The organism is Nitrospira sp. (assembly GCA_030692565.1).
Lineage (GTDB): Bacteria > Nitrospirota > Nitrospiria > Nitrospirales > Nitrospiraceae > Nitrospira_D.
The window spans coordinates 15,948-28,652 of the sequence record JAUYAO010000001.1; the positions used below are offsets into that span (position 1 = coordinate 15,948).

Here is a 12,705-nt window from a genome sequence, read left to right on the forward strand (position 1 = left end):
GGGGAAGCCGCGAGGCTTCCCCCTTTTTCTTTCTAGCGGCCATTTGATACGATAACGCATTTGGACTATAGGCTTCGGCATGGAGGGATTCACTGTGAATAGTCATGCAGAACTGAAGCGGGCGGGTGTGAGTGCGATGGCGGCGATCTCGTTGCTGGTCATGGCAATGGGTGCAAGCGCCGCCTCTGCCTATGATGTTATTGAGGTGCCACATGGCGGAACGCTCGAAGGGGTCGTCCGGTTGGATGGCGCGGTCCCGGAGCCCAAGGGCTTCAACCTCATCACTTTTCCAGACCCTGCCTATTGCGGGCGGATTTCAAACGGCCGTGGATGGAGGTTATTGCGCGATTTTGTCGTGAGCGCAGATGCCGGACTGAAGGATGCAATCGTGCTGCTGGAGGGGGTAGAGGCAGGAAAGCCCTTTGAAACCTCCGTGCCGTTGATCGAAGCGCGGGATTGCATGTTTCAACCGTTTATGACGATTGTGCGGAACGGCCATGCCGTGGAAGTCATTAACATGGATCCGGTGATGCACGATATTCAAGGATATGAAACGTCCCCGGAAGCCGGCGCGAGGACATTATTCAACACGCCGCTGGTCATGAATCATCAGCATCACCGCGGCGATATTCATGCGTTGCATAACCATGCGCCGGGAGCGTCCCTGGTGGGGCCGGTGTATTTGAACAAGGGCCGCCGGACCTTTTACATGCAGTGCGGCTTTCACGCGTACATGGAAAGCTGGGCGATGGCGGTGAACAATCCCTACTATGCGCTGACCGATCGTGCGGGTGCCTTCAAGATCGATCACATTCCACCGGGGACCTACCAGTTGGTGGTGTGGCATCCACAGACCGGTCCCGGCCTGACGAAGATGGTCACGATCCAGGCTGACGGCAAACTGACGGAACAGCTCTCATTACAGGCTCCCAAAGGAAATCGGTCTGCCTACAAGGTGATGGACAATCCCCGTTTCGGTCCGGAGTCCCTGGGCTATTCGATCGATATCCAGCCGCTTGTGGAGCATCAGCATTGATCGGTCTGGTTACGTGCTTTGCTCAAAGCCTGCGAAGTGGCCTGGCCGCCGTCGTGCTTGCGCTGCTGACAGTGTCGGCCGGCAACCCTGCCTGGAGTGAAGAGTCTGCCGCGAAGGGTGCGGAGTTTTCCGGGACGCTGATCAAGCACGTAGAGGGCAAGAAGCATCAGGCGCAGGTGTTTGCGAAAGGCGACCGGATTCGGTTGGAGTATAAATACGCGTTGAAGACCGACTACGGGTATGCCGCGATTGAGATTATTCGTCTGGACAAAGCCGAAACCTGGTATCTTCTCGCACAGCGGAAAGAACTCCTGGTGACGCCGGTGGACGTGGACGATGTGTTGCCGGTTCGGCCCACATTGCCCGGCGAGAAAGAACGGGTCTTGATCGGGGATGCGACGGCGGTTGGCCGGCCGGCGCAGTTATTCGAGGTGCAGACGGATCGCCATGGCCGGGTGGAGCGGTTTTTTGAATGGGTTGATGTGGAAGCCGGGATTGTGTTGAAGCTGGTGAGCCGCGATCGAGACTGGTCCGTGGAGTATGAGCGGATTCGGCTCTCTCCCCAGCCGGACTACTATTTTGATGAGCCCCCCGGATATAAAAAGCGGGCAAGTCCTGCAAGTCCGAGAGTGCAGGGGTAGCGGGCGACAAGGAACATTGATGACGCACATGGTTCGCAAGCAGGGTGTTGTGGCAATCGCAGGACTTCTATGCGTGTTTGCATGGCTCGATCCGTCTGTGCTCGCGGCGGGGGCGGCGGCGGTTCCCAAAGAAGCCCAGACGGCCTTTGAGAAGAAAGCCTATCAGCAGGTGCTCGATGAACTGGCCAAGCTCGATAAGGACAAGACTGCTGCCCCCGATGTCAGGCGGCTCAAGATCCGGTCCCTGATCAATCTGGACAAGCCTAAAGACGCGTTGGATGAGTACGACCTGCTGGCCCAGTCTCTCAAGCGGGATGATGAGCCGGTGCTTCGAGAGGTGGCGCTGGGCTTGATTGTGGTGCTTGTGAAGGACATGCGCGAGCAAATGCGGGGGGCGGCTTACACGGCACTGAAGGAAATCGACTCCCATGAGGCGGTGCCCCTGTTTGAGGACGGATTGAGCGATGGGTCCGGGCCGGTGCGTGTCTTGGCGGTCGAAGGGCTGGGTCGCTCGGAAGCCGGGCGAAAGTCGAAGAAGTTACGCGGGGCGATTGAGGATCAGGCGGGACTGGTCAAAGCGCGTGTCGTCAAAGCGCTCGGGCGCTCCGGAGATGCTTCCGTCCTGCCCCTCATCGAGGCTGCGGCGAAGGACGAACTTTCGCCGGTACGGATTGCCGCGTATGCGGCGCTCATCCGGCTGGGGAAAAAAGAGGCCTGGGATGTGTTGCGGAAGGTTGCCGATGCGGCCAACCCGGACGATCGGACCGATGCCATGCGGGCCATCGCCGACCTGAAGGATCAGCGGGGTGCGCCCCTGATGATGGAGCTCTTAACCTACGCACAGCCTTCCGTACGGGGGACTGCGGCGAGAGGGCTGGGGCAACTCGGACGGAAAGAGGCTCGCGAGAAGATCGAGCTGTTATTGAAAGACCCTATCCCGGCTGTACGAGAGTCGGCGGTGTCGAGCCTAGCGGAGTTGGGTACGGTTGAATCTGTGCCAGCTATCAAGCAATTGCTAGGGGATGGACAGGTCACGGTACGGGCGGCGGCGGTGGCGTCCTTGCTTCAACTCGGTCAACCATTTGAGATGGTCGCTGATGCAGCCAGAGCCCTCGCCCAGCAAAACGATACGGCCGCCCGCGCCTCGATCGCGTTTGCTCTCGGGAAGGCAACCAAGTCGAATGCCAAAGACGCGATCGCGTTTCTGGGTGGCCTCACGGCCGATACGTTACCCGGTCCCAAGATTGTCGCCCTGCGGTCTCTGGGCCATATTGGAGATCGTGAGGTGATTCCCTTGATGATGGAGGGGATGCATGATGCCAATGAGGCCGTCCGGGCGACGGCTGCAGGAGGGCTCTTGCATCTACTCCAGTCGAAATCCTAGCGGGGGGGGGGGCGGATAATCGCCTCTTGTTTCGGATTGACAGGGTACGGTAGACTTTTATATAGATACTCGGTCCACGATCAGCCTCGCCAGCGTGATAGCGATCGAGTACACCAGAGAGGAAGCGACCCCTTCCATTCCTCTCGCCAGGCCGGTGGATTGACGGAAGGGAACCACGAGTGAGAAATCAGGGCAGTTAGTTCATCACAAGGAGGCAGTCTCATGAAGAAGGGTGCGTTATCAGTTGTGTTTGGTGCGGCCGCGGTGGCGTTGGTGGCAGCCCCGCTGTTGGCGAATGCCGGCGGAACCATTGCCGGGAAAGTAACCTATGCCGGGAAGGCTGAGCAGAAGGAGTTTTCCTTCGCCAAGTTCCCGAACCCCAAGTTCTGCCCGAAGAACCCGAACAAGAGCTTGATGGATGGCGATAAGCGCTTCTTGAAGTCCATCGAAGTGGGCAAGGATGGCGGTCTGAAGGGTGCAGTTGTGGCCGTGGTCGACATCGAAGACAAGGCATTCATGGATGGCTATGCCGGAACAGAAGTTGTTGCGGCGTTCTGCGAGTTCCTCCCGTTCTCGGGCGTGGTTGTGAACAACAAGAGTTTCAAGGTCGAAAATCAAGATGCCGACGCGGATGACCCCAAGTCGGTCCTGGGTGTGCTCCACAATCCGCATAGCTTCGTCGTGAAGGGTTCGAGCTCCGCAACCGGTTTCAACATCGGTTTGGCCAAGAAGGGCGACAAGATGGAGAAGCCGGTCGTGTTCCGTGGCGGCGCGGAGAAGGATGGCTTCTATCGGTTACAGTGCGACCAGCATGAGTTCATGCAGTCGTTCTTCCTCCCGGTCTCAAATGCGCATTACGCCGTGGTGAAGGAAGACGGCACGTTTGAGCTCAAGGACGTCCCGGCCGGCAAGCACAAAGTGGTGGCCTGGCACCCGTTTGCCGCCAAGGGTAAGAAGGTGGAGTTCGAGGTGGATGTTCCCGAAGGCGGGAAGGCTGATCTCAAGGCTGAAATCAAGTAAGCCGGTTTCCAGTTTTAGCGGGAGCACCCCGCCACAAAGGGCAGCGGAGCAATCCGCTGCCCTTTGTGTTTCTGCTGAGTTTTCCCCCGGCTGAGTCGCCTTGCCTTTCACTTTCTGAACTGGGTAAGATGCCCAATTCCTGAATCAGGATGCGTCAAGGGGATTGGTGTGTCACGAGAACTCTCGCTCGCCGAAATCTTTCAACTCGGGTACTACTGGGAGACGAAAATTCTCCTGACCGGCGTGCGCCTGGACCTCTTTTCCGCTCTCGATGGGAAATGGAAAACGGCTCAGGAGATCGTCGGCCGCTTAGGCGCCCATGAGCCGACTCTGACGCTCCTCCTAAACGCGTTGGTCGCGATGCGGTTGCTGAACAAAGAGGGCGAGGCCTACGGCAATTCAGCGGCAGCGGCTACTCATCTCGTCAAGCATTCCCCTCAATATATCGGGCACTTGCTCCTGCTGCACGATGCAGAATGGGAGAATTGGGGAAAGTTAGAGCAGACCATTCGGACAGGGCAGCGGGCCGTCGATCGACATGTCTTTGAAACGGATCCTGAGTTGGGTACGAATGTCCTGGCAGTCCTTCACCGGATCGGCCAGCAGAGCGGGCCTGATTTTGCCAAGCGGCTGAGCCTGGCTGAACCTGTTCGTATGCTGGATCTGGGAGGCGGTGCGGGAACGAATGCGATTGCCTTTTGTCAGACCTATCCCGAGCTCACGGCCACCGTGTTTGATCTTCCTGCCACGTTGCATTTAACGGAAAAGACGGTGAAGGAAGCCGGGCTCGACTCACGGATTGCGCTGCTTCCGGGGAACTTCAATACGGATAGCCTCGGCGGTCCCTATGATGTCGTGCTGATGTCCGACATTCTGCATTACCAGACCTTTGAGACCAATGCCGCGCTTGTGAAGAAAGTCCTGGCTCATTTGGCACCGGGGGGACGGTTGATTATTAAGGATCGGTTTCTGGATGAGGCGGGGACCGGTCCTGCCTGGACGACGGCCTTTGCGGTTCATATCCTGGTCAATACGCAGCAGGGTGGCTGCTATAAGACGGGTGACGCTATTCAATGGATGATCGCAGCGGGGTTTGCCTCGTCTACGGAGTTAGAGAAAACCGCCGTGGTACAGGGCCTGAAAGGGACAAGGTAAGCGCGTGATGGATTGGCTCAAAGATCCTGGATTTCTCGGGACGCATGCCACGATCGGCGCGGACTTGAGCCAGTTCATGGCGACACTCTTTACCGGATTGTTTATTTTGGGATGGGTTCAGGCGAAACAGCGCAAGGCCGACGCCCATCACTGGCTGATGCTGGGCGGGATGATCTCAATGCTCAGTTTCTTCATCGCCTACTACCTGTTTCGGCAGCTCGGGGTTCTGGCCGTCGAGGGCAAAGAAGGTTTCGGAGGCTCGCAGGCGCTGTACGACTATGTCTTTATCCCGGTCCTGACGCTCCACATTATTCTGGTCATCATCGGATTGGTCATGGCGGTCTATATGATCGTGTTGGGATTTCGCTCGCAACAGGTGATCGACGGGGTGCGGTCTCTGCGCGAGTCGTTGCTGGTGACGACCTGGAAGAAAGTAGGAGCGATCTTCGGCGCGGTGACGGTCGTCGTGCTTGGGCTGTTTTTCTCTCGCGTGGCAACGGCCGGTTTCTCCATGCGGAAGCTGGAAGTCTATCTCGGGCTCCTGTTCCTCGTCGGGATTGTGTTGGCGGTGGAGATCACGATCCAACGCATCTGGCCGGACGGTGGGCGACGGCATCGCGCGCTGGGCCGATTCACGATGGTCATCTATTGCATCCTGTTCGCCACCGGCACCTTTACTTACACGATGCTCTACATTCTGTATCCCGGCAAGATTGGATAGCCCATGTTGACCTGTGGCTGCGGGCGCTGGATGCATACCGAGGGCATTGAAGAGCGAGCCTATGACGATGGGGCGCTCCAGTGGTTTATCAGATCGGAATGTCGCGGCTGCGGGCTCAAAGTCGGCGTGGATGTCCCGGCCGGACAGATGAACGGTTTGGTCGATCGACTGACGTGGACGGACGATGCCTTGCATCGGCTTGAAAGACTGCCACCGTATTTGGCGCCGCTATTTCGGGACGAGGTCGAGCAGGATCTGCGGACGCGTGGCGAACGGGTCGTGACGTACGATGTGCTGCTTCGCCCGCGCACCGGCGAACGGATTGAATGGGATGCTGAGGCGGAACGGCGTCTGAGCAAAGTGCCGGCTCCCGTCCGTGCGATGGCGAAGGTTGAACTGGAGCGAACGGCGGCCGATCGCGGACAGACGCGAATCACGGTGGCCCTGATGGAAGAACTCAAGGCCAAGTATTTTGGGATGGGTTCAAAGACTGTGACAAGTGACAGGTGACGAGTGACGAGTTTCTTGCAAATTGAGGAATGCGGGTCTGACGCATCACGGACCTGATGTTGCATCGAATGGCATTGCGGGTGCTTCCGAGCCTGAGCCTGGCGGTGACGGAAGATGCCGTACGCAAGCAGAAGCGTCTCGTCATGTTTGTGCCGGGATTGGTTGCGTTCGGGGTCTATCGCCTCGCAAAGCATGTAGTGCCGTTGACGGAGCCCCTTGTCTTGCTGGCCGTGAGCAGTCTGGTGGCGATGGTCACTGCACTCTTGGCCTATCGGGTTGGACGCTCCGCTCCGTGGATAGTGATCGCACGAGAAGATGGGAGCCGACTCCTGGCCTGGCTGGCCGGATGGATTGGCGCCGTTTACGGGATCCAGCTGTCGCTCTTGGTGCTCGCACTGTTGTGGGTGGTGGGGTATAGCTATCTACAGCATCCGGATGGTCCGGCCATGATGGCGATCATTATCTCCTGTACGTCGGTGGCACGCGATGCGTTTGAAATCGGCCATGTGCGGAAGCTTGCGGTTCAGGGACGCCCGTTTCTCACCTTCCCTGACGGAGCAGCCCTCCGTACGTTAGTGCAAGTCCGGCTGTCGCAGCTCGGGCCTTGGGGGCTTGTCGGTTTGGGTGTTGGCGGGGTGATGGGATTGTCGGGGCATGTGATCGCGGATGGGCAGATGGCGGCGTTGGCTCAGTTACTGGGCGTCACCGTTTTGGGCGGTGCCCTCACACTTTGCGCGTATTTCGGTGGCTTACGCCCCTCCGTGGCATGGGTGGAGACACTCAAGCGGACAGCGCCGACCGAGTTATTGAAGTATTGGTGGTGGCCCGGGATGGCCTTTGCGTCCACGTACTATTTGGTCGCCATGGGCCTGGTGCTGTTTGTCGGCAGGCAGCCAGGAATGGCGACAGGGCATGCCGTTGTAGGGGGCGCGTTGGTTACGGCGATCATGACGCTGTACGGGTACTATCTGGGTCATCGCCGGCAAGTCGAAGATGAGCAGGCGCCGCAGTTGTCGAGCGGAATGCTGCGTTGTCCCTTCGTGATGGGGATTCTTGGCAAGTCGGCCACTGCGTCCGGCAGCATAAGTGGACTGGCCGGAGACATGGCCTTAGGTAAGACGGGATCAAAGGGGTAGTCGTATGCGCCGTCGCAGCTGGATGACCGGTTCCATGATCGCTGTGGTCGTGTGTGTCACGATCCTGGCCGCTCTGTTGCCCGTACTCGGGATCGGACCGAGTCTGTCGTTTGCCGAGGGCACGACGGACCTGTACTTTGGCATAGAGGGTACGCCGCAAGGTCCGCCGGCTCCGGGGCCTCATGAGACGGTCTATTCACGGATTGGTTCATTCGATAGCCGGCTCTTGGTCTGGTTCGTGACGCAGCAGCATACCTACTTCGGCGGATTCGTCCTCGCACTGCCGCTGTTCTGTGCCTTGCTGGAGTTTGCCGGATTGATCACCAAGAAGCCGGCATTGTCGCTTCGCTATGACGGCTTGGCCAGAGACTTGGCGAAGGTCGCCTTGCTGGCTCTCTCGGTGACCGCGGTGGTCGGGAGCCTCATGCTGTCCATGTTCATCTACTTCTACCCGTCGTTCATGAAGTATATGGGCGGGACGTTCAAGTCCTTCATGCCGGTCTATGCCATCGTGTTTGTCGGAGAGGCGCTGTTGCTGATTGTCTATTACTACAGCTGGAATCGGATGGCAGAACGCGGGTTGAAGTGGATCCACGCCGCGATCGGTATCTTGACGAATATTTTCGGGACGTCATTGCTGTTGCTGGCAAACGCCTGGTCGGCGTTTATGATGGCGCCGGCCGGTGTCGATGCACAGGGCCGGTTTCTCGGGAATGTCTGGCACTTGCTCCATTCCGCTCTCTGGAATCCCCTGAACGTCCATCGGTTCCTCGCAGACATTATGTCAGGCGGTGCGGTGGTGCTGGCCTATGCCTGCTATCGGTTCTTCACCAGCAAGACCAGCGAAGAACGGGCCTATTACGATTGGGTGGGCTATATCTTTCTGTTCGTCACGGTCTGTGCGTTGCTGCCGATGCCGATCGCCGGGTATTGGCTGATGCGCTCGGTGTATGCCTTCAGTCAGAGCATGGGCGTGACCATGATGGGCGGCTTGTTGACCTGGCTCTTTGTCGTGCAGGCGCTGCTGATCGGGGCGTTGCTCTTGGGGATCAACTACTACATTTGGCAGAGTATGGCGCGAATCAAGGGCGGGGAGCGCTACCAGCCGTACTACCAGTTCCTGCTTGGCGTGCTGACGATGGCGCTCTTCATCTGGTTGACGCCGCATACGGTCTTGATGTCAGGGGCGGAAGTGAAGGCGATGGGCGGGGCGCAGCATCCGGTGGTCGGGAATTACGGGGTTATGTCAGCAAAGAACGGCGCAGTCAATGTGATGATTCTCATCACGGCGCTCAGCTTTCTCTACTATCGGCGTGCCAATCGAACGATGACGGTGTCCTGGGTGAAGACAGGGAATCTTCTGATCGGGACCTTGTACACGGTGGGTCTCGTGAATGTGATCTGGCTGTCGATCTACGGCTTCTATTTGCCCGCGAAGATCCGCGTGGGATTGTCTTCGCCCCAAGCCTTTACGACGTTGACGGTGATTCTGGCAGGTGTCGTGATCAACCGTCTCATGCTCCGGGGCTCGGTGGTGCACGGCCCCGTGCAATGGGGGAAGATTTCGGTGCGCGGCATGGTGGGGCTCTTCGGTTTGGCCGCGGCGTTCACCTGGGTGATGGGGTTGATGGGCTACATTCGATCGTCCGGGCGCCTGTCCTGGCACGTCAGCGAGCTGATGGCCGATGTCTCTCCCTGGGCGTTTACTCCCGATCTTGAGTTTGCTGCGAAAATGGTCACGCTAAACATGGTGGTGTTTTGGGGAGCGGTGTTCGCGCTCTTTTGGATGTGTCAGCGCGAACAGCAGCCGGTAATGGGGGAAGAGTTTTTCGAGGAGCCGGTGCCGGGGTTGGCTCCCTCCTCTTCGCAAGAAGCCTCATCCTAAAGAAAGGGTCGGAACGTCTATGAATGGTCGGATGGTATGGAGTGCAGTGGCTCTGGCGAGTATGGCGTTGTATGTCGGAACCGTCACCACTGAGTCCGTCTATGCAGAAGGTCAAGTGTTGGTGCTGGAAGACTTTCAAGGAAAAGAAGCGGATGGTTTCCCCTCGTCCTGGGATCACGAAAACCAGCGGAGCCATTCCAAGGGCCGCGAAGCCTATAAAGTTCAGACTGAAAACGGGGTGAATTTTTTGTCGGCTAAAGATGCCGGACAACGGATCAAGAAAAAGAAGATCGACTGGGATCCCAAAGCCTATCCCGTGCTCACCTGGCGCTGGCGTCTGATCAAGGCCCCTGCCGGGACGGATCAGATCGCGGCGATCTATGCCTCGCTGGATACCGATCTCATGTTTATTCCCGTGTTCACGAAGTACGTCTGGAGCGGGACAAAACCAGAAGGTACCTTGACGGAAGGCGGGATGTTCAGCGGATCTGAGATCGTCATGCAAAGCGGGACCAAAGAGGTCGGTCAGTGGTTTGAAGAGCGGGTGAACGTGTATGAAGACTTCAAGCGCATTCATCAACATGAGCCGGCGCCCAAGGCCTGGGGGATTTCGATTATTGCTGCGCCTGGAGTGGAGATTGATTTTGGCTCGTTGGTGGCCGGTCCTGCCAAGTAACGGAGGGAGTCGCAGTTGCCATGACTGAGGCTGGAGATCAGGGGCTTCCCATCAGAAAGCTCGTGGACATCGTGTTCGGTGTGGTGGTGATGGGAACCGTGGGAACGCTCATCGGTCTCATCATGGGCAATGAATTCATACCGTCGGCGATTGGGATCGGGCTTGTAATGGGGGGTGTCGTAGGGTTCCTCGGGGGGCGACGGTTTCTGATCAGTATTTTAGTTGGAACAGTCCTGGGCGGTTTGCTGGCCTGGCTATTGGCCGGACCGGAACGGATCTCGTATGGGGCCGGTGCCGGGGCGGCCATGGGCGGATTTCTCGGAGTTCAGGTCTCGATGTTGTTGGATATGCGCGCGGCCCGCAAGGCCGAAGCGGCGGGTGCGTCCGTTGAAGAGGTGACTCAGGACGCTCGCCGATAGGGGTCATGTCAGATTTATCCGGGTGCGTGGAGACTTATGGAAAACAGGGGTGTACTGATCGGGTCAATCGTCTTTGTCTTCGGGTCATTCATTCTCCTGATCGCAGGGCTAGTCTACGAGTCGTATAAGGCCAAGCAGATGCGGGAATTAGCCATGAGTATCCAGACGGAATCCCGCCCGGTCGCGGCGAAGGCGGTTGCGCAGGATTTCTCGATGTATAAGACGAGAATCGGCGATGAAGGGCGCGAGATGGTGCAGGTGCCGGCGGGGCCGTTTACGATGGGGAGTAGCGATGGGGATCCGGATGAGGCGCCTGAGCGACAGGTGTTCTTGAAAGGGTTCTTTATCGATCGATACGAAGTGACGCAGGATGAGTACCTGCGTTTTGCCAAGATGACCAAGCGTCAGCTCCCGAGGATTGAAGTATTCGAAGACGACCAGTCGAAAGTCTTAAAGCCTGAGCTGGCGGCGATGAGCGTTTCCTGGGACGATGCGGTCGCCTATTGCAAGTGGGCCGGTAAGCGATTGCCGACAGAGGCTGAATGGGAGAAGGCCGGGCGGGGTGAGGGGAAACGGAAATACCCTTGGGGCGACAAGTTCATGAATGGTGTGGCCAATGTGGATGGGCCTGAGGATGGATACAAGTATCTGGCGCCTCCCGGTTCATTTGAAGCCGGCCGGAGTCCCTATGGATTGCACGATATGACAGGCAATGTCGCCGAATGGGTCGCGGATACGTACGATGAGCATTACTATAAAAAGGGTGGTTATCGTGACCCGAAAGGGCCCGATGAAGGTGATCTGAAAGTGGTACGTGGTGGATCCTGGAGAGAAACCGAGCAAAACGCCAGGCTCTCCAAGCGTTTCGCAGCCAAGCATTGGCGGAATGACATCACGATCGGAATTCGTTGCGCCAGCGATTTAGAGCCGAGCGGCGACGCGGCCGGTCAGTAGCGGTCATGCTGGAAACCAGATTCAAGGTCGTGTTTCTTATCGTGGTTCTGCTGTTCGCGGCCATGCCGATTATTGCCATCCTTCGTGGGACAACCACGACTCCCTTCGAAGAGAGTGATCCCGGTTCCCAGGTTTCGGTGCAGCCTGGCGACGTGCCTGCTGCAACTGAAACACCGATAGATGAAGAGATGATCTTGATACCTGCCGGGACCTTTCTGCGTGGGACGGATGCAGGCGGGCTTGACGAAGGGCCGCCCAGGGAGATCTTCCTTGATGCATTTCAAATCGACCGCTATGAAGTGACCAATTCGCAGTATGGGCAGTTTGCCGCGGCCGCCGGTCACCGGAAGGCGGGGCCTCCGTCACGCTACGCCAAGAATGTTTCCAAAATGCGCGGCCCCAATCAGCCTGCTATCTATGTGTCATGGGACGATGCTGTGGCCTACTGTCAGTGGAAGAGCAGGCGGCTGCCTACAGAGGCTGAATGGGAAAAAGCCATGCGGGGTACAGATGGTCGTCTGTGGCCCTGGGGAAATTCCGAGCAGCCTGATGGGGCCAACTGGGCGCGAGTCAACGATGGATTCGAGGCGAGTGCTCCTGCGGGATCATTCAAGGCAGACATGAGTCCCTACGGTGTCATGGATGGGGCGGGAAATGTCATGGAATGGGTTCAGGATTGGTATGCAGAAGGGTATTACAAGGAATCGCCAGACCGAAATCCGCCAAGTCCGGAGTATGGCGTCTATCGAACGATGCGAGGGGGTGCGTATACGACGACTGGGGGCGATCTTCGCCTCACCAGTCGAAGCAAAATGGTCCCGGATTTTCGTGATGAAACGATCGGATTTCGGTGCGCGATGTCAGTGGAAAATGGCGTGGGTGAGACGACGAATCACAGCGAGAAATCTATAGAAAATCAAAGTAGTAGAGAATCAGAAACACGGCCAAAATGATATTGACAACCATACCTGCCAAAACTATAATGTCGAAAATTTTTGAGTTTTTTGTCATGGGTTTCCTTGTGTTGTTATGGCCGCCAGCTAAGGAATTTTGAATAACACACAGGTTTTGGGGTGTCAAGGAATTCGCAGACTTCACTCACTATTTCGAGCATGGAAGGGGAGGCAAGATGGCGACGGCAACAGCGGACAGCGATTTGATGGTTAAG

At 57.6% G+C, this 12,705-nt stretch carries 13 protein-coding genes; all 13 read left to right on the forward strand.

Annotation, left to right across the window (positions count from 1 at the left end; all coding sequences use genetic code 11):
- Nucleotides 1-94: 94 nt before the first annotated feature.
- On the forward strand, nucleotides 95-1,036 hold the full coding sequence (locus Q8N04_00085; protein MDP3089052.1) for a carboxypeptidase regulatory-like domain-containing protein: 942 nt from the start codon (nucleotides 95-97) through the stop codon (nucleotides 1,034-1,036).
- Nucleotides 1,033-1,677, forward strand: coding sequence for a hypothetical protein (locus Q8N04_00090; GenBank protein MDP3089053.1), 645 nt, complete (start codon nucleotides 1,033-1,035; stop codon nucleotides 1,675-1,677). Before Q8N04_00085 ends, Q8N04_00090 begins: the two co-directional genes overlap by 4 nt.
- Nucleotides 1,678-1,696: 19 nt before the next feature.
- Nucleotides 1,697-3,061 (forward strand): HEAT repeat domain-containing protein, encoded by a 1,365-nt coding sequence (locus Q8N04_00095; GenBank protein ID MDP3089054.1) that lies wholly within the window; start codon nucleotides 1,697-1,699, stop codon nucleotides 3,059-3,061.
- A 222-nt stretch (nucleotides 3,062-3,283) separates the two neighbouring features.
- Nucleotides 3,284-4,081 (forward strand): hypothetical protein, encoded by a 798-nt coding sequence (locus tag Q8N04_00100; protein ID MDP3089055.1) that lies wholly within the window; start codon nucleotides 3,284-3,286, stop codon nucleotides 4,079-4,081.
- A gap of 168 nt (nucleotides 4,082-4,249) precedes the next feature.
- The gene (locus tag Q8N04_00105) at nucleotides 4,250-5,236 is read left to right on the forward strand and encodes a methyltransferase (protein MDP3089056.1); all 987 of its coding nucleotides are present in this window, start codon (nucleotides 4,250-4,252) and stop codon (nucleotides 5,234-5,236) included.
- A gap of 7 nt (nucleotides 5,237-5,243) precedes the next feature.
- Entirely contained in the window at nucleotides 5,244-5,957 is a 714-nt protein-coding gene (locus Q8N04_00110; protein MDP3089057.1) for a DUF420 domain-containing protein, read from the forward strand.
- A 3-nt stretch (nucleotides 5,958-5,960) separates the two neighbouring features.
- Nucleotides 5,961-6,467 carry a PCP reductase family protein gene (locus Q8N04_00115; protein MDP3089058.1) on the forward strand — a complete coding sequence of 169 codons (507 nt, stop codon included), beginning with the start codon at nucleotides 5,961-5,963 and terminating at the stop codon, nucleotides 6,465-6,467.
- Between the two features lie 56 nt (nucleotides 6,468-6,523).
- Nucleotides 6,524-7,603 (forward strand): hypothetical protein, encoded by a 1,080-nt coding sequence (locus tag Q8N04_00120; protein ID MDP3089059.1) that lies wholly within the window; start codon nucleotides 6,524-6,526, stop codon nucleotides 7,601-7,603.
- Between the two features lie 4 nt (nucleotides 7,604-7,607).
- Complete coding sequence (locus tag Q8N04_00125) at nucleotides 7,608-9,488, forward strand: cytochrome ubiquinol oxidase subunit I (protein ID MDP3089060.1); 1,881 nt, start codon at nucleotides 7,608-7,610, stop codon at nucleotides 9,486-9,488.
- A 46-nt stretch (nucleotides 9,489-9,534) separates the two neighbouring features.
- Nucleotides 9,535-10,164 (forward strand): DUF3047 domain-containing protein, encoded by a 630-nt coding sequence (locus Q8N04_00130; protein ID MDP3089061.1) that lies wholly within the window; start codon nucleotides 9,535-9,537, stop codon nucleotides 10,162-10,164.
- A gap of 20 nt (nucleotides 10,165-10,184) precedes the next feature.
- Nucleotides 10,185-10,583 (forward strand): hypothetical protein, encoded by a 399-nt coding sequence (locus Q8N04_00135; GenBank protein ID MDP3089062.1) that lies wholly within the window; start codon nucleotides 10,185-10,187, stop codon nucleotides 10,581-10,583.
- A gap of 36 nt (nucleotides 10,584-10,619) precedes the next feature.
- Nucleotides 10,620-11,537: a formylglycine-generating enzyme family protein gene (locus Q8N04_00140; protein MDP3089063.1), complete on the forward strand. Its 918-nt coding sequence runs from the start codon at nucleotides 10,620-10,622 to the stop codon at nucleotides 11,535-11,537.
- 5 nt (nucleotides 11,538-11,542) lie between these two features.
- A complete protein-coding gene (locus Q8N04_00145; GenBank protein ID MDP3089064.1) occupies nucleotides 11,543-12,490 on the forward strand; it encodes an SUMF1/EgtB/PvdO family nonheme iron enzyme in 948 nt (315 codons plus the stop codon).
- The last annotated feature ends 215 nt before the right edge of the window (nucleotides 12,491-12,705 follow it).